This window comes from Curtobacterium sp. 'Ferrero', from assembly GCF_002412165.1.
GTDB lineage: Bacteria > Actinomycetota > Actinomycetes > Actinomycetales > Microbacteriaceae > Curtobacterium.
In genome coordinates this window covers 23,523-44,736 of record NZ_NXIA01000021.1, presented here as the reverse complement: position 1 = coordinate 44,736, position 21,214 = coordinate 23,523, and the positions used below count along the sequence as shown (strand labels likewise).

19 protein-coding genes are annotated in these 21,214 nt (G+C 70.3%); 11 read left to right on the top strand and 8 right to left on the bottom strand.

What is annotated here, in order from left to right; translation table 11 throughout:
• Positions 1 to 125: 125 nt before the first annotated feature.
• Positions 126 to 839: a 3-oxoacyl-ACP reductase FabG gene (gene fabG / locus Csp2054_RS15230; protein ID WP_096900306.1), complete on the bottom strand. Its 714-nt coding sequence runs from the start codon at positions 837 to 839 to the stop codon at positions 126 to 128.
• Between the two features lie 166 nt (positions 840 to 1,005).
• Here fabG and Csp2054_RS15225 point away from each other — a divergent pair, with 166 nt between their 5' ends.
• From Csp2054_RS15225 to Csp2054_RS15215, 3 genes are read left to right on the top strand one after another with little or no spacing between them, the layout of a single operon-like run.
• The gene (locus Csp2054_RS15225; RefSeq protein WP_176491745.1) at positions 1,006 to 1,437 is read left to right on the top strand and encodes a DUF3099 domain-containing protein; all 432 of its coding nucleotides are present in this window, start codon (positions 1,006 to 1,008) and stop codon (positions 1,435 to 1,437) included.
• Positions 1,437 to 1,745 carry a hypothetical protein gene (locus Csp2054_RS15220; protein WP_411897160.1) on the top strand — a complete coding sequence of 103 codons (309 nt, stop codon included), beginning with the start codon at positions 1,437 to 1,439 and terminating at the stop codon, positions 1,743 to 1,745. The genes Csp2054_RS15225 and Csp2054_RS15220 overlap by 1 nt, the downstream gene beginning before the upstream one ends.
• The gene (locus tag Csp2054_RS15215; protein WP_096900304.1) at positions 1,742 to 2,740 is read left to right on the top strand and encodes an SURF1 family protein; all 999 of its coding nucleotides are present in this window, start codon (positions 1,742 to 1,744) and stop codon (positions 2,738 to 2,740) included. The genes Csp2054_RS15220 and Csp2054_RS15215 overlap by 4 nt, the downstream gene beginning before the upstream one ends.
• A 108-nt stretch (positions 2,741 to 2,848) precedes the next feature.
• Here the strand turns inward: Csp2054_RS15215 and Csp2054_RS15210 are convergent, their stop codons facing one another.
• The gene (locus Csp2054_RS15210) at positions 2,849 to 4,447 is read right to left on the bottom strand and encodes an ABC-F family ATP-binding cassette domain-containing protein (RefSeq protein ID WP_096900303.1); all 1,599 of its coding nucleotides are present in this window, start codon (positions 4,445 to 4,447) and stop codon (positions 2,849 to 2,851) included.
• A 116-nt stretch (positions 4,448 to 4,563) separates the two neighbouring features.
• On the opposite strand from Csp2054_RS15210, the gene Csp2054_RS15205 reads away from it, so the two are divergent.
• Entirely contained in the window at positions 4,564 to 5,163 is a 600-nt protein-coding gene (locus Csp2054_RS15205) for a biotin transporter BioY (RefSeq protein WP_096900302.1), read from the top strand.
• Between the two features lie 391 nt (positions 5,164 to 5,554).
• Here the strand turns inward: Csp2054_RS15205 and Csp2054_RS15200 are convergent, their stop codons facing one another.
• From Csp2054_RS15200 to sufB, 5 genes are read right to left on the bottom strand one after another with little or no spacing between them, the layout of a single operon-like run.
• Positions 5,555 to 5,884, bottom strand: a complete 330-nt coding sequence (locus Csp2054_RS15200; RefSeq protein WP_022902786.1) for a metal-sulfur cluster assembly factor — start codon at positions 5,882 to 5,884, stop codon at positions 5,555 to 5,557.
• Positions 5,884 to 6,651 carry a Fe-S cluster assembly ATPase SufC gene (gene sufC / locus Csp2054_RS15195; protein ID WP_096900301.1) on the bottom strand — a complete coding sequence of 256 codons (768 nt, stop codon included), beginning with the start codon at positions 6,649 to 6,651 and terminating at the stop codon, positions 5,884 to 5,886. Before sufC ends, Csp2054_RS15200 begins: the two co-directional genes overlap by 1 nt.
• A 59-nt stretch (positions 6,652 to 6,710) precedes the next feature.
• Complete coding sequence (locus Csp2054_RS15190) at positions 6,711 to 7,037, bottom strand: non-heme iron oxygenase ferredoxin subunit (RefSeq protein ID WP_411897159.1); 327 nt, start codon at positions 7,035 to 7,037, stop codon at positions 6,711 to 6,713.
• Positions 7,037 to 8,317: a Fe-S cluster assembly protein SufD gene (gene sufD / locus Csp2054_RS15185; protein ID WP_096900300.1), complete on the bottom strand. Its 1,281-nt coding sequence runs from the start codon at positions 8,315 to 8,317 to the stop codon at positions 7,037 to 7,039. The genes Csp2054_RS15190 and sufD overlap by 1 nt, the downstream gene beginning before the upstream one ends.
• Positions 8,318 to 9,736 (bottom strand): Fe-S cluster assembly protein SufB, encoded by a 1,419-nt coding sequence (sufB, locus tag Csp2054_RS15180; RefSeq protein ID WP_096900299.1) that lies wholly within the window; start codon positions 9,734 to 9,736, stop codon positions 8,318 to 8,320.
• A 251-nt stretch (positions 9,737 to 9,987) separates the two neighbouring features.
• Between sufB and Csp2054_RS15175 the strand changes: the two genes are divergently transcribed.
• Positions 9,988 to 10,959: a COX15/CtaA family protein gene (locus tag Csp2054_RS15175; RefSeq protein WP_096900298.1), complete on the top strand. Its 972-nt coding sequence runs from the start codon at positions 9,988 to 9,990 to the stop codon at positions 10,957 to 10,959.
• 355 nt (positions 10,960 to 11,314) lie between these two features.
• On the opposite strand, the gene Csp2054_RS15170 is transcribed toward Csp2054_RS15175, so the two are convergent.
• Positions 11,315 to 12,241, bottom strand: a complete 927-nt coding sequence (locus Csp2054_RS15170; protein WP_096900297.1) for a heme o synthase — start codon at positions 12,239 to 12,241, stop codon at positions 11,315 to 11,317.
• A 495-nt stretch (positions 12,242 to 12,736) separates the two neighbouring features.
• On the opposite strand from Csp2054_RS15170, the gene tkt reads away from it, so the two are divergent.
• The 6 genes from tkt (at position 12,737) to pgl (ending at position 21,056) form a co-directional block, all read left to right on the top strand.
• Positions 12,737 to 14,830 (top strand): transketolase, encoded by a 2,094-nt coding sequence (tkt, locus tag Csp2054_RS15165; protein WP_096900296.1) that lies wholly within the window; start codon positions 12,737 to 12,739, stop codon positions 14,828 to 14,830.
• Positions 14,831 to 14,975: 145 nt separating this feature from the next.
• Complete coding sequence (gene tal, locus Csp2054_RS15160) at positions 14,976 to 16,088, top strand: transaldolase (protein ID WP_096900295.1); 1,113 nt, start codon at positions 14,976 to 14,978, stop codon at positions 16,086 to 16,088.
• A gap of 1 nt (position 16,089) precedes the next feature.
• Complete coding sequence (locus Csp2054_RS15155; RefSeq protein WP_096900294.1) at positions 16,090 to 17,688, top strand: glucose-6-phosphate isomerase; 1,599 nt, start codon at positions 16,090 to 16,092, stop codon at positions 17,686 to 17,688.
• Positions 17,689 to 17,710: 22 nt separating this feature from the next.
• A complete protein-coding gene (gene zwf, locus Csp2054_RS15150; protein WP_096900293.1) occupies positions 17,711 to 19,249 on the top strand; it encodes a glucose-6-phosphate dehydrogenase in 1,539 nt (512 codons plus the stop codon).
• Positions 19,246 to 20,190, top strand: a complete 945-nt coding sequence (locus tag Csp2054_RS15145; protein WP_096900292.1) for a glucose-6-phosphate dehydrogenase assembly protein OpcA — start codon at positions 19,246 to 19,248, stop codon at positions 20,188 to 20,190. Before zwf ends, Csp2054_RS15145 begins: the two co-directional genes overlap by 4 nt.
• 95 nt (positions 20,191 to 20,285) lie before the next feature.
• A complete protein-coding gene (gene pgl, locus Csp2054_RS15140; protein WP_096900291.1) occupies positions 20,286 to 21,056 on the top strand; it encodes a 6-phosphogluconolactonase in 771 nt (256 codons plus the stop codon).
• Positions 21,057 to 21,214: the final 158 nt, after the last annotated feature.

Here is a 21,214-nt window from a genome sequence, read left to right as displayed (position 1 = left end):
CGGCCCCGCGGGCCGAGACTCGGCTCCGCGGACAGTTCCGCGGCCCGATCGCCCCGGAACTGTCCGACTGGCCGAGTCTCGGGTGACCGCCGCGACGGCGACGGCGGCCGACGGGGCGGCGCTCGCTAGTGCCCCATCCCCAGACCGCCGTCGACCGGGATGACCGCGCCCGAGATGTACCCGGCGCCATCACCGGCCAGGAAGAGCGTGGCGTCGGCGACGTCGTCGACGGTGCCGTACCGCGATGCCGGGATCTGCTTCTTGAACTCGGCCACGAGCTCGTCGGGCAGCGACGCCGTCATGTCGGTCTGGATGAAGCCCGGTGCCACGACGTTGGCGGTGATGTTCCGGGAGCCCAGCTCGCGCGTGATCGAGCGCGCCATGCCGACGAGCGCGGCCTTGGACGAGGCGTAGTTGACCTGGCCGACCTGGCCGTAGGCCCCGACGACGCTCGACATGAGCACGATCCGGCCGAACTTCGCCTTCATCATCCCCTTGGTGGCGCGCTTGACGACCCGGAACGTGCCGGTGAGGTTCGTGTCGATCACGCTCGTGAAGTCGTCCTCGGTCATGCGCAGGAGGAGCTGGTCGTTCGTGATCCCGGCGTTCGCGACGAGCACCTCGACCGGACCGAGCTCGGCTTCGACCTGCGTGAAGGCGGCGTCGACGGAGGCGGTGTCGGTGATGTCGGCCTGGACCGTGAGGGCACCCTCGGGGCCACCCTGGCCGCTGCGGGAGGTCACGGCCACGCGGTGTCCCTCGGCGACGAAACGGGCGGCGAGGGCGTGGCCGATGCCGCGGTTGCCGCCGGTGACGAGGACGGTACGGGGGGTGGTCATGGTCGCTCCGATCGAGTGGTGACAGTCCGACGCGCCGCGCCCCTGTCGGGGCCGACGCGCCCGGACGAGCGTACCCGAGCCGATCCCCGCACTCCGATCGAGCGCGGCTGAACCGGAATGCGCGGCGCGGGCTTAGGCTTGTACCCGGTAGACGATGGACAACCGCATGAAGACCTCGCACAGCATCACGGCCCTCCCCGAGTCGCCGGAGCAAGACCGTGCGCACCGACTCTCCCGCTACGTCTGGCAGATGGCCGTCCGCGTGGTCTGCTTCGTCGCCGCGGTCCTGGTCTGGACCGCCTGGCACACCTGGCTCGTCGTCATCCCGATCATCCTCGCCGGTGTGATCCCCTGGGTCGCGGTGATCCTCGCGAACGCCGGCAACCGCACCGAGAGCCGCGTCGTCGCCCCCGCCGGTGCCATCACGCTCTACGACGCCGACGACGTCCGCATCCGCGAGGAGCAGGAGGCCGCCCGGGCGCAGGCGTACCGCGACGAGCAGGACCGCCTGCGGCACGAGGCACAGCACGACCAGGACGAGTGGCAGCGGTCCGGTGACCACACCAACGTCTGGCCCCCGCGAGGTGGCAGGCGCTGATGGGAGCGACGTTCGACCTCTTCACCGAGCCCGGCTCGACGCCCGTGTGCTCCCGGGCGGGCTGCGGGGAGACCGCGGCGTGGCGGGTCAACTGGCGGAACCCGCGCATCCACGCCACCGACCGGGTGAAGATCTGGGCCGCGTGTGACGAGCACCGGGACTTCCTCGCCGACTACCTCCGCTCGCGCGCGTTCCCGGTGCGGGTCACCGGCATGCACGAGGACGTCGACCGTCTCGACGACCTCCGTGACCCGAACGCCGGACCGAAGAACGACGTCGGGGTGCGCGCCGCCGGCACCGACCGATGAGCGACGGGTTCGACCCGGCCTCGCGCTACGGCCGGCGGTACGCCGCGAAACTGCAGCGCGCGGCGGCGGTCCCGGCCGGCAGCACCGGGCACGGTCCCGACGAGCGCGGTCCCGACACGACCGAGCGCGACCCCGACGAGCCGTTCGTCGGCTGGCGGTTCGTCCGGAGCCGTCGGTGGGTCGGCTACTTCGCGATCGCCGTCGCCTTCGCGGTCCTGTGCACGCTGTTCGGCATGTGGCAGTGGGACCGCCGCAACGAGGCCGTGCGCGAGAACGAACAGGTCGCGCAGAACTACGACCACACCCCGGTGCCGCTCGACCAGGCACTGCCGCGAGCCTCGAGCTGGAACGACGGACAGACCTGGCTCCGCGTCACCGTCACCGGCCGCTACGACACCCGCGACCAGCTCCTCGTCCGCAACCGGGTGCACAACGGCCAACCCGGCTTCGAGGTGCTCACCCCGCTCGTCACCGACGACGGACGTGCGTTCATCGTGGACCGTGGGTGGGTCCCCACGGGCAACCGGCAGGACGCTCCCGACCACGTTCCCGCTCCCCCGAGCGGCGAGGTCACGGTCATCGCCCGCCTCCAGCAGAGCGAGCCGCGCATCCCCGGCCGGACCGACCCGGCGCACACCGACCAGGTCCAGTCGGTCACGCTCGCGGACGTCGCGAAGAAGGTCGACACGCCGATCTGGACGGGCGCCTACGGGCAGCTGGCCTCCGAGTCCCCGGCCCCGACCGAGGCCCGCCCGCTCGGCTGGGACCGGCCGACCGCCGACACCGGCCTCCACCTCAGCTACTTCATCCAGTGGTTCATGTTCGCCGCCGGCGGCTTCGGGTTCCTCGCGTACCTGATGGTGCAGGAGTACCGGAACCTCAACCAGGACGACCCCGAGGAACGGGAGCGCGCCGAGGAGCGGCGCCGCCGTCGCGACGCGCGCCCGAAGTCGGACGCCGAGATCGAGGACGAGCTGCTCAACGCGCGGTCCTGACGCGCGCGACCGCGGATCCGCCGCTGACGCGGCCAGCGGACGGACGGGAGGCCCGTGGCGGTGTCGCCACGGGCCTCCCGTCCGTCAGCGCGCACCGCGCGTACCGACTCAGGCGAGCTCGACGAGCTCCGCGTAGTCCTTGTTCCAGTGGTCCTCGGTGCCGTCCGGCAGCAGCAGGACCCGCTCCGGGTTGAGGGCCTCGACCGCGCCCGCGTCGTGCGAGACGAGCACGACCGCGCCCTCGTACCCGGCGAGGGCGCCGAGGATCTCCTCACGCGAGGCCGGGTCGAGGTTGTTGGTCGGTTCGTCGAGCAGCAGCACGTTCGCACCGGACACGACGATCATCGCCAGCGACAGACGCGTCTTCTCACCACCGGACAGCACACCCGCCTTCTTGTAGCCGTCGTCGCCGGTGAACAGGAACGAGCCGAGGACGCGTCGAGCCTCGGTCTCCGTCAGGTTCGGCGACGCCGAGACCATGTTCTCGATCACGGTGCGGTTCACGTCGATGTTCTCGTGCTCCTGCGCGTAGTAGCCGATGCGCAGCCCGTGGCCGGGGAGGATCTCCCCCGTGTCCGGCTGGTCGGCGCCCGCGAGGATGCGGAGCAGCGTCGTCTTCCCGGCACCGTTGAACCCGAGGATGACCACCCGCGAGCCCCGGTCGATGGCGAGGTCGAGTCCCGCGAAGATCTCGAGCGACCCGTACGACTTCGACAACCCCTCGGCCATGAGCGGGGTGCGCCCGCACGCGACCGGGGTCGGGAAGCGCAGCTTGGCGACCCGGTCGACGGCACGCTCGTCCTCGAGTCCGGCGAGCAGCTTCTCGGCGCGGGCCACCATCTGGTGCGCCGCGGCGGCCTTCGTGGCCTTCGCACCGAACCGGGCGGCCTGGTCCTTGAGGGTCGCGGCCTTCTTCTCGGCGTTCGCGCGCTCCTTGCGGCGCCGCTCCTCGTCGGCGGCACGCTGCCGCTGGTAGAGCTTCCACCCCATGTTGTAGACGTCGATGCACTGCCGGTTCGCGTCGAGGTAGAACACGCGGTTGACGACCTCGTCGACGAGCTCGACGTCGTGGGAGATCACGATGACGCCGCCCGGGTAGGTCTTGAGGTGCTCACGGAGCCAGACGATCGAGTCGGCGTCGAGGTGGTTCGTCGGCTCGTCCAGGATCATCGTCTCGGCGTCCGAGAACAGGATGCGGGCGAGCTCGATGCGGCGGCGCTGACCACCGGAGAGCGTCTTGAGCGGCTGGTCGAGGATGCGGTCCGGCAGCTTGAGGTTCGAGGCGATCGAGGCCGCCTCGGCCTCGGCCGCGTACCCACCCAGGGCGTTGAACTGGTCGTCGAGCCGCGTGTACCGGCGCATCGCCTTCTCGGCGACCTCGGGGTCGTCGCTCGCCATCGCCTCGGTCGCCAGGCGGATGCCCTCCACGAGCTCACCGAGCCCTCGGGCATCGAGGATGCGCTTTCGGGCGGTGTCCTCCGGGTTGCCGGAGCGGGGGTCCTGCGGCAGGTACCCGATCTCGCCGGTGCGCTCGATCTTGCCGCCGGTCGGCTGCGTCTCCCCCGCGAGGGCCTTGGTCATCGTGGTCTTGCCGGCACCGTTGCGGCCGACCAGGCCGATCTTGTCGCCCTTCTCGACGCGGAAGGAGACGTTCTCCATGAGGAGACGGGCTCCGACGCGGATCTCGAGTTCGTGCACGGCAAGCACAGAGGACGTCCAATCAGTTGGTGGATGTGCACAACGGTGTGTGCGGGAGGTGCACCGCTACGCTGACGGGACCGATGGTTCCGGAACGGGACCAGCAGTCCATTCTAGGAGAATCCATGACGAACGCCACCGGGTTCGCTCCCCGCGCAGTCCTCGCCGACCGTCTGCGCACGCGCGGCCTCGCCACCGACGCCGCACTGATCGCCGGCGGTGCGCTCTTCACCGCGGGCATGGCGCAGGTCGAGGTCCCGATGTGGCCGGTGCCGATGACCGGGCAGACCCTCGCTGTCGTCCTCGTCGGTGCGTCCCTCGGTGCTCGCCGCGGCACGCTGTCGCTGCTGCTGTACGCCGTGGTCGGTCTCCTCGGCCTGCCGGTGTTCGCGGACCACGCGGGCGGCCTCGCGTCGCTCACGTCCCCGAGCTTCGGGTACGTCATCGGCTTCGTCGTCGCCGCGGGTGTCGTCGGCTGGCTCGCCGAGCGCGACTGGGACAAGCACTTCGTCCGCGCCGCCGGGGCCATGCTGCTCGCAAGCGCGATCCCGTTCGTGTTCGGTCTGCCGTGGCTCGCGGTCGTCCTCGGCCAGCTCGGAGCACCGAACGACCTGCAGTCCGTGCTCGCGGCGGGCTTCTACCCGTTCATCGTCGGCGGGGTGGCGAAGGCCCTCATCGCGGCGGGCGCGCTGTCGCTGGCGTGGAAGGCACTCGGCCGGCGCTGAGTCGCCACCGCACGGCGTAGCGGCCGAGGTTCCGCCTAACGGCCGAGGTTCCGAAATTCCGGAACCTCGGCCGTTTTCTCGTTCCCGCGCGGAACCTCGGTGGACGGCACGCGGCGAGTCGTGGAACTCCGGGGCGGAGGGACGACCATGCACCGGAGCCGCGCTCCGGGGCCCGGACCAACGCCCGCGTGGCCGCCCACGCGGTCGCACGGCATGCCGCGCGGATGCCGTCGCGGTCGCCCAACGGGTCGCCCCTTGGCGCGCCGCGCGACACTTCGTGCGACCAGGCCGGACCTGCTGACATGCTCGGCTTGGAAGCAACGCACCCACACGACGGACGGGAGGCGCGGCACCTGCTGGCACCGCGCCTCCCGTCCGACCGTGGTGGCGTCTAGATCGAGAACCCGAGCGCACGCATCATCTCGCGCCCGTCGTCCGTGATCCGCTCTGGACCCCAGGGCGGCATCCAGACCCAGTTGATCCGGAACGCGTCCACGATGCCGTCGAGGGCGTTCGCCGTGTCGCCCTCGATGACATCGGTGAGCGGGCAGCCCGCACTCGTCAGCGTCATGCTGATCACGAGCGCGTTCGCCTCGTCGTCCATCGCGAGGTCGTAGATCAGCCCGAGGTCGACGATGTTGACGCCGAGCTCGGGGTCCTGGACCTCCTTGAGGCCCTCGACGACCTCGTCGAACTTCTCCGGGGAGAGTGCGGTGATCATCAGTTGCCCGCCGCTGCGGCCTGCACGTAGCGGTCGTAGCCCTCGTTCTCGAGCCGCTCGGCCAGCTCGGGGCCGCCCTGCTCGGCGACCTTGCCCGCCACGAAGACGTGCACGAAGTCCGGCTTGATGTAGCGGAGGATGCGCGTGTAGTGCGTGATGAGCAGCACGCCGAGGCCCGTCGCGGCCTTGGCACGGTTGACGCCCTCGGAAACGATCTTCAGCGCGTCGACGTCGAGGCCGGAGTCGGTCTCGTCGAGCACCGCGAACTTCGGCTTGAGGAGCTCGAGCTGCATGATCTCGTGCCGCTTCTTCTCGCCGCCGGAGAAGCCCTCGTTGACGTTGCGCTCGGCGAAGGAGCTGTCCATCTTGAGGTCCGACATCGACTGGCGGAGGTCCTTCACCCAGCCGCGGAGTGCCGGCGCCTCGCCGTCGATCGCGGTCTTCGCGGTGCGGAGGAAGTTCGACACGGTCACACCGGGGATCTCCACGGGGTACTGCATCGCGAGGAACATACCGGCACGGGCGCGCTCGTCGACGCTCATCGCGAGGACGTCCTCGCCGTCGAGGGTGATCGAGCCGCCGTCGACGTTGTAGCGCGGGTGGCCGGCGATCGTGTACGCGAGCGTGGACTTGCCGGAGCCGTTCGGCCCCATGATCGCGTGGATCTCGCCCTCGTTGATGGTGAGGTCGACCCCCTTGAGGATCTCCTTGGTGCCCTGGTCGGTGTCGATCGAGACCTGGAGGTCGCGGATTTCGAGAGTGGACATTGCGTTCCTTCGGTTGCAGCTGGTGTGCGGCGTCAGCCGCGGAAGAGAGTGGGGGTCGCTCAGTCGACCGGGACGATGTCGTGCACGTCGACGTAGACGTCGCCGTCACGGACCTCGACGCGGAACACCGGCACCGGTTCGTAGGCGGGGAAGTTCTGCGGCTTGCCGGTCGTGAGCGAGAACTTCGACCCGTGTGCCCAGCACTCGAGCGAATCGCCCTCGACGAAGCCCTCCGCCAGGGAGATGTCGCCGTGCGTGCAGGTGTCCCCGATGGCGTGCACGACGCCCGCGGAGTCCTTCACGATCGCCACCGCGGTGCCGTCGACGACGACCCGCATCGGGCTGTCGACCGCGATGTCGGCCTCGGCGCAGACCTTCTCGGCCATCAGGCGTCTGCCTGTGCGGTCTCGGGGTCCGCCTCGACGGTCTCGGGGTCCGCCTCGGCGATGACCGAGCGGCCGGCAGCCAGCTCTTCCTCGACCGCCGCGATCAGGCGCTCCTCGAGCTCGGGCGCACCGATCTTCTGGATGACCTCGACCAGGAAGCCGAGCACGACGAGCCGCCGGGCCTCTTCCTCGGGGATGCCGCGGGCCTGCAGGTAGAACAGCTGCTCGTCGTCGAACCGACCGGTGGCGCTGGCGTGGCCGGCACCCTCGATGTTGCCGGTCTCGATCTCGAGGTTCGGGATGCTGTCCGCCCGCGTGCCGTCGGTCAGGACGAGGTTGCGGTTCTGCTCGTACGAGTCGGTGCCGTCGGCCGGGCGGCTGATGAGCACGTCGCCGATCCACACCGTGTGCGCGCCCTCGCCCTGCAGCGCGCCCTTGTAGTTGACCCGGCCGCGCGTGTTCGGCGCGTCGTGGTTCACGTAGACCTGCTGCTCGATGTACTGACCGGCGTCGGCGAAGTACACGCCGTACATCTCGGTGTCGGCGCCCTGCGCACCGAGGTGCGTCGACGGGTTCACCCGGATGACGTCGCCGCCGAGCGAGACGACCACGTGCTTGAGGAAGGCGTCGCGGCCGACCTCGGCGAAGTGCGTCGAGACGTGCACCGCGTCGTCGTCCCAGTCCTGCAGGCTGACGACGGTGAGCCGTGCGTTGTCGCGCACGACGATCTCGACGTTCTCGCTGAGGAGCGCCGAGCCGCGGTTGTCGATCACGACGATGCCCTGCGCGTTCGCCTCGGCCGTGATCACGGTGTGGGCCGCGCGCGGCTGCGGACCGAAGTCCGACCGCGTGATCGTGATGAACTCGTGCTGCTCGGTCGGCTTCACGGTGACCGCGAGGACGGCGTCGCGAGCCGCCCAGGCGGCCGCGGACGCACGGTCCTCGGGGAGCCCGGCCGAACCGACGCGCTGGTCGTCGCTGCGGACCCACTCGACGTCGGCGCCCTCGGACTGGCGTGCCAGGTACGGGTACGGCGCGCCGTCCAGACCGCCGTCGAGCAGCGGCCGGAGCTTCGCGAGCGGCGCGAACTTCCAGTTCACCTCGCGGCCGGTGACGGTCGGGAACGCGTCGAGGTCGGCGGAGCGGAAGCGCTCCGACCGGGTCTGGACGGGGACCTTCTTGTCGGCCGAGTCCCACCCGCCGTCGGAGTGCGCACGTGCGCCGTGCTGCTCGGTACCGCCGGTCGCGGCGGTGCTGGGCTGTTCGGTGGTGCTGGACATCTAGCCGACGGATCCTTCCATGCTCATCTCGATGAGCTTGTTGAGTTCGAGCGCGTACTCCATGGGGAGCTCGCGGGCGATCGGCTCGATGAAGCCGCGCACGATCATCGCCATCGCCTCGTCCTCGGGCAGGCCGCGGGACATGAGGTAGAAGAGCTGCTCCTCGCTGACGCGCGAGACCGTGGCCTCGTGGCCGAGCTGGACGTCGTCGACGCGGATGTCGATCGCCGGGTACGTGTCGGAACGGCTGACCGTGTCGACGAGCAGCGCGTCACACCGCACGGTGTTGGCGGCGTGGTGCGCGTTCGGGTCCACCCGGACCTCACCGCGGTACCCCGCACGCCCGCCGCCGCGCGCGATCGACTTCGAGACGATCGACGACGTCGTGTACGGCGCCATGTGGATCATCTTCGCGCCGGCGTCCTGGTGCTGGCCCGGGCCCGCGAACGCGACCGAGAGGGTCTCGCCCTTGGCGTGCTCGCCGGCCAGGTAGATCGACGGGTACTTCATCGTGACCTTGGACCCGATGTTGCCGTCGATCCACTCCATCGTGGCGCCCTCGTGCGCGATGGCGCGCTTGGTGACGAGGTTGTAGACGTTGCTCGACCAGTTCTGGATGGTCGTGTAGCGGACGCGGGCGTTCTTCTTGACGATGATCTCGACGACCGCGGAGTGCAGCGAGTCCGACTTGTAGATCGGAGCCGTGCAGCCCTCGATGTAGTGGACGTAGGAGTCCTCGTCGGCGATGATCAGCGTCCGCTCGAACTGGCCCATGTTCTCGGTGTTGATCCGGAAGTAGGCCTGCAGCGGGATCTCGACGTGGACGCCCTTGGGGACGTAGACGAACGAGCCGCCCGACCAGACGGCCGTGTTCAGCGCGGCGAACTTGTTGTCGCCGGCGGGGATCACGGTGCCGAAGTACTCCTCGAAGAACTCCGGGTGCTCGCGCAGCGCCGTGTCGGTGTCCATGAAGATGACGCCCTGCTGCTCCAGGTCCTCGCGGATCTGGTGGTAGACGACCTCGGACTCGTACTGGGCGGCGACACCGGCGACGAGGCGCTGGCGCTCGGCCTCCGGGATGCCCAGGCGCTCGTAGGTGTTGCGGATGTCCTCAGGGAGCTCTTCCCAGGTCTGGGCCTGCTTCTCCGTCGACTTCACGAAGTACTTGATGTTGTCGAAGTCGATCTCCGACAGGTCCGCGCCCCACGAGGGCATCGGCTTCCGGTCGAAGAGCGTGAGCGCCTTCAACCGGTTCTTCGTCATCCACTCCGGCTCGGACTTGCGGGCCGAGATGTCGGCGACCACTTCCTCCGAGAGACCACGACGCGCGGAGGCTCCTGCCGAGTCGGAGTCGGACCAGCCGAACTCGTATTGGCCGAGCCCTTCGAGCTCGGGACGGTCGATGAGCACGTCGGACATGGTCTCCTCGTTTCCTTCTCGCGGCAGCGTCTCCGGGAACAACCCGGCACGGCTGGACGCCATTCCACCCCGGACCACCGACACGGTCGGCCAGGGCGCTGCTGCCTCGCAACGTCTATGGTTCCACGCGGTCCTGTGCCGGCGTGACGATCACGGCCCATTCCGAGCCGGCGCCTGCCTAGACTTGACTGCCGCTGAACCCTCGAATCCTACAGGTTCACCGCCCGGAACAACAGGAAGGCACCGCCCTCGTGACCCGCGTCGCATCCCCCGTCGAACCGGACGTCCGCACCCCGTGGTGGTCCCTCCCCCGAACCGTCGACCGTCGCGTGATCTGGCTGGCCTGGGCGTCGTTCGTCGTCGAGGTCGTCCTGATCGGCACCGGCGGACTCGTCCGGCTGACGGCCTCCGGGCTCGGTTGCCCGACCTGGCCGAAGTGCACCGCGGACTCGCTCGTGTCCACGCCGGAGATGGGCGTGCACGGCATCATCGAGTTCGGCAACCGGCTGCTCACCTTCGTGCTCGTGGTGGTCGCGATCGCCACGTTCCTCGCGGTCGTCCGCATGCGACGCACCCGCCCCGAGCTGTTCTGGCTCGCGTTCGCCCAGGGCGCCGCGATCCCCGGTCAGGCGCTCCTCGGCGGCATCAGCGTCTGGACGAACCTCAACCCGTTCGTCGTCGGCCTGCACTTCGTCGTCTCGGCCGCACTGACCTCGGTCACCGCCGCGCTGGTCTACCGGGCGCTGAACGGTCCGCGCACCGCCGTCCGGCTCGTCCCGGCCTGGTACACGAACGTCGTGCGGGGCACCGTCGCGGCCGTCGCGGTCACGGTCCTCGTCGGCATCCTGACGACCGGCAGCGGCCCGCACGCGGGCGCTGACGAAGCCGTCGACGGCGGACGCCTGCACCGCACCGGTTTCGACCCGGCGATCATGGAGCACGTGCACGCCGTCCCGGCCTACGCGCTCTTCGCCCTCACGCTCGTCCTCGTCGTCGGCGCCGTCCGCCTCCGCATCTCGAGCCGCTGGCCGCTGGCGCTGCTCGTGGTCGAGTTCGTGCAGATCGCGGTGGGCCTCACCCAGGCCCGCACCGGTCTGCCGGTCGGCCTGGTCGGCACCCACATGGTCCTCGCCGGGCTGCTGGTCGCGGCCACCACGGCGGTCGTCCTCTCGACCCGGGAGAGTGCGGGCCGCGACGCGGTCCGCGAGCCGCTCGCGGCCTGAGCGGCGTCGGCCGTCCGACGAAGCGCGCGTCGAACGACGCGCGCTTCGTCGCACCGCGCGCGCTTCCTGCGCTGACGCACCCGACCCGGACGGGAGACGCGGGCCAGCCCGCCACGCGCCTCCCGTCCGACACGCACCACGACGTCGACGGAACGCGCGTCGAACGACGCGCGCTTCGTCGCACCGCGCGCGCCCCGTGCGCTGACGCACCCCGCCCGGACGGGAGGCGCGGCGCCAGCCCGCCACGCGCCTCCCGTCCGACACGCACCACGACGTCGACGGAACACGCGTCGAACGACGAGTGTCCCGGCGAAACGCGCGCGTTTCGCCGGGACAGGCAGCGGGGCCGACGCCCCTAGAAGCTGAAGACCTGCGGCAGCAGCGGGTCGATGCCCACCGCGATGAAGAGCAGCGTCAGGTACGTGATCGAGCTGTGGAAGACGCGCATCGGGTGCACCTGCTCGACGTGCTGGATCGCCCGCGAGTACAGCCGGTGCGACTCCACGACGAACCAGATCCCCGCGGCCAGTGCGACGACCGTGTAGAGCGGCCCCATGTGCCCCACCGGGACGAGCAGCAGCGAGCAGACCAGCGTCGCCCACGCGTAGAGGACGACCTGCAAGCCGACGACCGTGCGGCCGCGCACCACCGCGAGCATCGGGACCTCGGCCGCGTCGTAGTCGTCCCGGTACTTCATCGACAGCGGCCAGTAGTGCGGCGGGGTCCAGAGGAAGATCACCATGAACAGGATGACCGGCTCCCACGACAGCGACCCCGTGACACCCGCCCAGCCGATCAGCACCGGCATGCAGCCCGCCGAGCCGCCCCAGACGATGTTCTGCGGGGTGCGGCGCTTGAGCCAGAGCGTGTAGACGCAGACGTAGATCAGGATCGCGACGACGCTGAGCGCGGCGGCGAGCCAGTTGACCAGGAGGCCGAGGACCGCGGTCGAGAGCACGGCGAGCGTCCAGGAGAACACGAGGGCCTCGCGGTCGGACAGCTCCCCCGTCACGAGCGGCCGCTTGCTCGTCCGCTTCATGAGCCGGTCGATGTCGCGGTCGATGTAGCAGTTGAACGCCGACGCCGACCCGGCGGACATGGCGCCGCCGAGCATCGTCCAGAACACGAGCCACAGGTCCGGCACCCCGCGCGCGGCGAGGAACATCGTCGGCGCCGTCGTGACGAGGAGCAGCTCCATCACCCGGGGCTTCGTCAGCGAGACGTACGCCCGGACCTTGCGCGCGAGCGTCGATCGGGGTCGATCGGTGTCCGGCCGGGTCACGGTGGCAGTGGGCAAGGGAACCTCAGTCTGTTCGCGTCAGCTCGCACACTCGGTGGACGGCTCCGTCGTCGTCCGGGCGTGCGTCGACCCGGAATGCACACGGGCCGGTGTCAGTTTAGGCCATCGAGGCGCCGCGACGATGCCCCGCCCGCCATCCGGATCGGGCGACCCTGCGTCGGCCGGGTCCTGCACGGCATACCGTGTCCGACCCGACACGCCCGAGTGATCGGCAGCCCGGCCGTTGGAGCGCTGCACCGCACGATCGGCGCACGTGACGACCACCGGCTGCGACCCGCGTCATCTGAACGCTCTCTGAGTGCATGGTCACTATGCTGGAGAGGCCTCCCGCAGAGCGTGCCCCGAAGACGTGAGCCGCGACGAGCCGGTCGGCCGCCGCCCGACGGCGACCCGAGCGCCGGTCCCGGGATGGTGATCATGTCCGTGCGATGGCACGAGCCCTCGCACATGTCGCATTCAAGAAGGGTCAACATCCAAGTGGCTGAATTCACCTGGGACGCCATCGACAAGAAGGCCGTCGACACGGCCCGCGTACTCGCCGCCGACTCGGTCGAGGCCGCCGGCAACGGTCACCCCGGTACCGCGATGAGCCTCGCGCCGGTCGCCCACCTGCTCTTCCAGAAGGTGATGCGTCGCGACCCCAGCGACTCCACCTGGATCGGTCGTGACCGCTTCATCCTGTCCGCCGGTCACGCCTCGATCCTGCAGTACGTGCAGTTCTACCTGCACGGCTACGGCCTCGAGCTCGAGGACCTGCAGCACCTCCGCAAGTGGGGTTCGAAGACCCCGGGTCACCCGGAGTACGGTCACACCGACGGCGTCGAGATCACCACCGGCCCGCTCGGCCAGGGCCTGGCGTCCGCCGTGGGCTTCGGCTACGCGCAGCGCTTCGAGCGCGGCCTGTTCGACCCGGAGACCGCTGACGGCGAGTCCCCCTTCGACCACTTCACCTACGTGATCGCCGGCGACGGTGACATGCAGGAGGGCGTCACCAACGAGGCCGCGAGCCTCGCCGGTCGGCAGCAGCTCGGCCGTCTCGTCGTGTTCTACGACTCGAACCAGATCTCCATCGAGGACGACACCGACATCGCGTTCTCCGAGGACGTCGCCGCCCGCTACGAGGCGCTCGGCTGGCACGTGCAGCACGTCGACTGGAAGAAGACCGGCGAGTACTCCGAGGACGTCGAGGAGCTGTACCGCGCGGTCGAGGCCGCCAAGGCCGAGACGACGAAGCCGTCGCTCATCGTCCTGAAGACCATCATCGGTTGGCCGTCGCCCACCAAGCAGAACTCCGGCAAGATCCACGGCTCCGCCCTCGGCGGCGAGGAGCTCAAGGGCCTCAAGGAGGTCCTCGGCTTCGACCCGGAGCAGACCTTCCACGTCGACCCCGAGGTGCTCGAGTACACCCGCGGCGCCGTCGCCAAGGGCCAGGCGGAGCACGCCGAGTGGCAGAAGACCTTCGACGCGTGGGCCTCGGCCAACCCGGAGAAGAAGGCGATGCTCGACCGCATCAACGCCGGCGAGCTCCCCGAGGGCCTCGAGGAAGCGCTCCCGGTGTTCTCCACCGAGAAGGCCGTCTCGACCCGCGCCGCCTCGGGCAAGGTCATCAACGCGATCGCGCCCCTCATGCCCGAGTTCTGGGGCGGTTCGGCCGACCTCGCCGAGTCGAACCTCACCACGATCGAGGGTGCCAAGTCCTTCGGTCCGGCCGAGGCCTCGACCAAGACGTGGAGCACCGACCCGTACGGCCGCGTGCTGCACTTCGGCATCCGCGAGCACGCGATGGGCTCGATCCTGTCCGGCATCGTCCTGCACGGGAACACCCGTCCCTTCGGCGGCACCTTCCTCATCTTCAGCGACTACATGCGCCCGGCGGTCCGTCTCGCCGCGCTCATGAAGGCGCCGGCGATCTACGTGTGGACGCACGACTCCGTCGCCCTCGGTGAGGACGGCCCGACGCACCAGCCGATCGAGCAGCTCACCGCGCTCCGTGCGATCCCGGGTCTCGACGTCGTCCGTCCGGCCGACGCCAACGAGGTCTCGTACGCCTGGCTCGAGATGCTCAAGCACAAGGACCGCCCGGCCGGCATCGCGCTGAGCCGTCAGAACCTCCCCGTCTTCGAGCGCGGCGAGGGCGAGGCCTCCGGCGAGACCCTCGCGTCGGCGAAGAACGTCGCGAAGGGCGCCTACGTCCTGGCCGAGGCGCCGAACGGCACCCCGGACGTCATCCTGATCGGCACGGGTTCCGAGGTGCAGATCGCCCTCGACGCCCGCGAGCAGCTCAAGGGCGAGGGCATCAACGCCCGCGTCGTGAGCGCGCCGTCGCTCGAGTGGTTCTTCGAGCAGTCGGAGAACTACCGCGAGCAGGTCCTGCCGCGCGCCGTCACCGCCCGCGTCTCCGTCGAGGCCGGGATCGCGATGAGCTGGCGCGACATCGTCGGCGACAAGGGCCGCAGCGTCTCGATCGAGCACTTCGGTGCCTCGGCCGACTACCAGACGCTCTTCCAGGAGTTCGGCTTCACGACGGAGCACGTCGTCGCCGCCGCGAAGGAATCGATCGCGGCTTCCTGACCCACCAGGGCCGGGTCCGGTCACCCGGATCCGGCCCTTCTGCCGGGAGGCGCGGCTCGGCCCCGCCACGCGCCTCCCGGTCCCCCACCAGACCACGACCGCACGGCCCACGGCCAGACGGCCGATGAAGGAAGAAGACACACACATGGCTGAGACCACCCCCACCGCCGCCCTCTCCGAGGTCGGCGTCAGCATCTGGCTCGACGACCTCTCGCGCGAGCTCCTCGAGACCGGCAAGCTCGAGCAGCTCATCGCCGAGAAGAACGTCGTCGGCGTCACCACGAACCCGACGATCTTCGCGTCCGCCCTCGCCAAGGGCGAGCGCTACGACGCGCAGGTCAAGGAGCTCGCCGCGGCGGGCACCGACGTCACGGACGCGATCTTCGAGATCACGACCCAGGACGTCGCGAACGCGTCCGACGTGTTCAAGCCGATCTACGACGAGACCAAGGGCTTCGACGGCCGCGTCTCGATCGAGGTCGAGCCGGGCCTCGCGCACGAGACCCAGAAGACCATCGAGCAGGCGAAGTTCCTGTTCGACAAGGTCGGCCGCGAGAACGTCCTCATCAAGATCCCGGCGACCGTCGAGGGTCTGGAGGCCATCACCGAGGTCATCGGTGCCGGCATCTCGGTCAACGTGACCCTGATCTTCTCGCTCGAGCGCTACCGCGCCGTGATCGACGCCTACCTGGGCGGGCTCGAGAAGGCCAAGGCCGCCGGCCACGACCTCTCGAAGATCCACTCGGTCGCCTCGTTCTTCGTGTCGCGCGTCGACACCGAGATCGACAAGCGCCTCGACGCCGTCGGCACCGACGAGGCCAAGGCCCTGAAGTCGAAGGCCGGCATCGCCAACGCGCAGCTCGCGTACCAGGTCTGGACCGAGGCGTTCGCCACCGAGCGCGCCCTGGGTCTCCTCGAGGCCGGCGCGAACACGCAGCGTCCGCTGTGGGCCTCGACCGGTGTCAAGGACCCGTCGCTGCCCGACACGCTCTACGTGACCGAGCTCGCCGCGCCGAACACCGTCAACACCATGCCCGGCAAGACGCTCGACGCGACGTTCGACCACGGCGAGATCCACGGCGACGCCATCGCCGGCTCGTACGACGCCGCGCAGGAGGTCCTCGACCAGATCGCCGCGCAGGGCATCAGCTACGACGAGGTCGTGGCGCTGCTCGAGAAGGAGGGCGTGGACAAGTTCAACGTCTCCTGGGGCGAGCTCGTCGACACCGTGAAGACGGCCCTCGAGGGCGCGAAGTAGCGTGACCGTCTCCATCGCCGCCAGGGGCGCGGCTGCGCGGACCATCGAACAGGTGGTCCCGCAGCTCGTCGCCGACCTGGTCGCGTCGGGCATCACGGCGCAGGACCCCGAGCTCTGGGGTCCTGCCGCCGAGGCGGAGGCGTCGGGGCGTCTCGGGTGGACGGAGGCCGTCGCGGTCTCCCGTCCGCTCGTCGCGGAGATCACCGCGCTGCGCGAGCGGTTCGCCGCCGACGGGGTCGACCACGTCGTCCTCGCCGGCATGGGCGGCTCGTCGCTGGCGCCCGAGGTGATCGCGCGGACGTACGGCGTCCCGCTGACGGTGCTCGACTCGACCGACCCGGCACAGGTCCGGGCGGCGGTGGGACACGACCTCGAGCGCACCGTGCTCGTGGTCTCGTCGAAGTCCGGCTCCACGCTGGAGACGGACTCGCAGCGTCGTGTGTACGAACAGGCGTTCCGTGACGCGGGGATCGACCCCGCGTCACGGATCGTCGTCGTCACCGACCCGGGCTCCTCGCTCGAGCAGCTCGCACACGACGCCGGCTACCGCGTGTTCACCGCGGACCCGACCGTCGGCGGACGGTTCTCGGCACTGACCGCGTTCGGCCTCGTGCCGTCCGGCCTCGCCGGTGCCGACATCGCTGAGCTCCTCGACGAGGCGGACGCCATCTCGGTGCTCCTCGCAGTGGACACCGACGAGAACCCCGGCCTCGTGCTCGGGGCCGCCCTCACGACCATCGACCCGACGGTGGCTAAGATCGGCCTCGTTCCCGACGGCACCCACATCGTCGGTTTCGGCGACTGGGTCGAGCAGCTCCTCGCGGAGAGCACGGGCAAGGACGGCAGGGGCCTGCTCCCCGTCGTCCTCACCCCCGGCGCCCCCGAGGTCGCCGCCGGCCTGCCCGATCTGCAGGTCGTCCGCATCGTGGGCTCCCGCGACGACGAACGACACGTCGCCGCGGACGAGGTCGAGATCGACGGCACCCTCGGCGGCCAGTTCCTCGTGTGGGAGTACGCCGTCGCCGTCGCCGGGCGGCTCATCGGCGTCAACCCGTTCGACCAGCCCGACGTGGAGGCCGCCAAGGTCGCCGCCCGAGCGCTGCTCGACGACCGCCCCACCCCCGCCGAGCCCGCGTTCACCGCGGACGGCACCGCCGTCCGCGCGACGGAGGGCCTGTCGGTCGGGACGACGATCGCGGAAGCCGTGACGGCCCTCCTGTCCGAACTCGACGCCACCGGCTACCTGGCCGTGCAGGCGTACGTGGACCGCACCGCGGACAGCGGCCTCGAGTCGCTGCGTGACGCCCTCGCGGCGCGCAGCGGCCGACCCGTCACGCTCGGGTACGGCCCGCGGTTCCTGCACTCGACCGGGCAGTACCACAAGGGCGGGCCGGCGAACGGCGTCTTCCTGCAGATCGTGGCCGACGAGGCGGAGGACCTGGCGATCCCGGGTCGCCCGTTCACGTTCGGCCGTCTCATCCAGGCCCAGGCCGCCGGCGACGCGAGCGTGCTCGCGCAGCACGGCCGGCCGGTCCTGACCCTCACGACGTCGGACGTCGCCGCTGCCACCGCAGCGTTGCGCGCCGCCGTCTCCCTCTGACTCGTAAGGAGTTCACCGACTCATGTCACCGGTGGCGATCACCCCGGAGCACAATCCGCTCCGGCTGCCGACCGACCGACGTCTGAACCGGATCGCGGGGCCCAGCACCCTCATCATCTTCGGCGTGACGGGCGACCTGTCCCGCAAGAAGCTGATGCCCGCGGTCTACGACCTCGCGAACCGGGGCCTGCTGCCGCCGGGCTTCGCGCTCGTCGGGTTCGCCCGGCGCGACTGGGAGGACCAGGACTTCTCCCAGCTCGTGCACGACGCGGTCCGGGACCACTCCCGCACCCCCTTCGACGAGGCCGTCTGGAAGCAGCTCGAACAGGGCATCCGCTTCGTGCAGGGCTCGTTCGACGACCCCGAGGCGTTCACGGAGCTCAAGCGCACGGTCGACGAGCTCGACGCCCAGCGCGGCACGCTCGGCAACCACGCCTTCTACCTGTCGATCCCGCCGAAGATGTTCCCGGTCGTGACCGAGCAGCTCAAGGTCTCCGGTCTCACCGAGAAGCGCGACGGCTCGTGGAGCCGCGTCGTGGTGGAGAAGCCGTTCGGTTCGGACCTCCGCACCGCGCGCGAGCTGAACGCGATCGTCGAGAGCGTGTTCGCGCCGGACGACGTGTTCCGCATCGACCACTACCTCGGCAAGGAGACCGTCCAGAACCTCCTGACGCTCCGGTTCGCGAACCAGATGTACGAACCCATCTGGAACTCGAACTACGTCGACCACGTGCAGATCACGATGGCCGAGGACATCGGCGTCGCCGGACGTGCGGCGTACTACGACGGCATCGGCGCGGCCCGCGACGTCATCCAGAACCACCTGCTGCAGCTCCTCGCGCTCACCGCGATGGAGGAGCCCGTCTCGTTCAAGGCCGCCGACCTGCGCGCCGAGAAGGAGAAGGTGCTCTCCGCGGTCCGCCTGCCCGAGGACCTGTCCACCGCGACGGCCCGCGGCCAGTACGCCGGCGGGTGGCAGGGCGGCGAGAAGGTGCTCGGCTTCCTCGAGGAGGCGGGCATGGACCCGCAGTCGGGCACCGAGACCTACGCCGCGATCAAGCTCGACATCGCGACCCGTCGGTGGCAGGGCGTCCCGTTCTACCTGCGCGCCGGCAAGCGTCTCGGCCGCCGCGTCACCGAGATCGCGATCGTGTTCAAGCGTGTCCCCGAGGACGTCTTCGGCATCCCGCAGTCGCCGCTCGGGCAGAACGCGCTCGTCATCCGCGTGCAGCCCGACGAGGGCGTCACGCTCCGCTTCGGCTCGAAGGTCCCCGGCGTCGGCACGCAGGTGCGCGACGTGACGATGGACTTCGGCTACGGCCACGCGTTCACCGAGGCCTCGCCCGAGGCGTACGAACGACTCATCCTCGACGTGCTCCTCGGCGACCCGCCCCTGTTCCCGCGTCACCAAGAGGTGGAACTGTCGTGGAAGATCCTCGACCCGATCGAGGAGTTCTGGGCCACGCAGGGCCAGCCCGAGCAGTACCGTCCCGGCACGTGGGGCCCGGCGTCCGCCGATGCCCTGCTCGCCCGCGACGGCCGGACCTGGAGGCGTCCATGAAGATCGACCTGCCGAACACCACGGTCTCGAAGATCCAGAAGAAGCTCGTCCACATCCGCGAGGAGGGCGGCGCGGTCGCACTCGGCCGCGTCCTGACGCTGATCATCTCCACGGCCCTCGGGCACGAGGAAGAGGCGATCAACGCGGCGAACGAAGCCTCGCGCGAGCACCCGATGCGCGTCATCATCGTCTCGAAGAACGAGGGCGACACGAAGTCGCCCGGGCGCCTCGACGCGCAGATCCGCGTCGGAAGCGACGCGGGCGCGAGCGAGGTCATCGTCCTCCGTGCCTACGGCGAGACCGCGACGGACGAGGAGAGCCTGGTCACCGGACTGCTCCTGCCGGACGCCCCGGTGGTCGCCTGGTGGCCCGACGCCGCCCCGTCGAAGCCGTCCGAGTCCGCACTGGGCCGCATCGCCCAACGGCGCATCACGGACGCCGCGGCGCAGAAGGACCCGAACGAGGCCATCGCGGCGCTCGGCGCGTCCTACGTGCCCGGCGACACCGACTTCGCCTGGACGCGACTGACCCTGTGGCGCAACCAGCTCGCCGCGGCGCTCGACCAGCCGCCGTACGAGCCGGTCACCGCGGTCGAGGTGTCGGGGGCGTTCGACAGCCCGTCGACGATCCTGCTCGCGGCGTGGTTGCAGCTGCGGCTCGAGGTCCCGGTGTCGGTCGTGACCTCGCCCCGTGCGACGGGCTCGAGCGGCATCCACGGCGTCAAGCTCGTGCGCGAGTCCGGGACGATCGAGCTCGAGCGCTCCCTCGTCGACGTGGCGACCCTGTCGATGCCGGGTCAGCCGACGCACGACCTGTCGCTCCCCCGCCGCAACCTGCGCGATTGCCTCGCCGAGGAACTCCGTAGACTCGACCCCGACGTGCTCTTCGGAGACGTCGTCGAGCACGGGGTACCCCAGCTCCGCGAGTCGATCGCCGGCTGAACACCCTGCACGACCGGGACCCTCGGCAGCACCGAGGGTCCCGGTCGGACCGAAGGCGGTCCGCTCCGGCCCGCCGACCTGAACACGGGAGTCACGTGACCAACGAACGGCGGGTGCTGGTGCACCCCGACAAGCAGGCCCTCGGCGCGTCGGTCGCCGCACGCTTCATCACCAAGATCATCGACGTCCTCGACGAGCAGGTGCGCGCCGACATCGCGATCAGCGGTGGCTCGGTGTCGACCCTGGTCCTCGCGGCCATCGGGCAGTCCCAGGCCCGCGAGAGTGTCGACTGGTCGAAGGTGCACGTGTGGTGGGTGGACGAGCGCTGGGTGCCGGCCGGGGACGCCGACCGCAACGACGTCGGGACGCAGACGGACTTCTTCGACCACGTCGACATCCCGGCGTCGAACATCCACCGGATCGCCGCGTCCGACGCCGGCCTCTCGATCGAGGACGCCGCGCTGCAGTACGAGCGCGAGCTCCAGGACGCCGCCCCCGAGGGAGCCGTCGCCCCGCGCTTCGACATCACGCTCCTCGGCGTCGGCCCCGACGGTCACACCGCGTCGCTGTTCCCCGAGTTCCCACAGCTCGCCGTCACCGACCGCGCCGTCGTGTCGGTCGACGACTCCCCCAAGCCGCCGCCGCAGCGCCTCACGCTGACCTTCCCGGTCATCAACGCCTCGCAGCGCGTCTGGGTGATCCTGTCCGGCGCCGAGAAAGCATCGGTGCTCGGCCTCGCCCTGGCCGGCGCCGCCGTGGACGAGGTCCCCGTGGGCGGCGTGCAGGGACGGAAGCGCACCGTGTTCTTCGTCGACCAGGACGCGGCGCGGGACGTCCCCGAGAACCTCATCGCGTCGACCTACTAGACGCGAGACCTGACGGCCGGGAGGCGCGGTGCCGGCTGGCACCGCGCCTCCCGTCTGTTCGTGGTGGCGCGGGCTCGCGCTGCTCGCGCTGGTCGCGCTGCTCGCGCCGTCGCGCCGTCGCGCCGTCGCGCCGAGCGGTCCCGCGGGCGAAGTTCCAG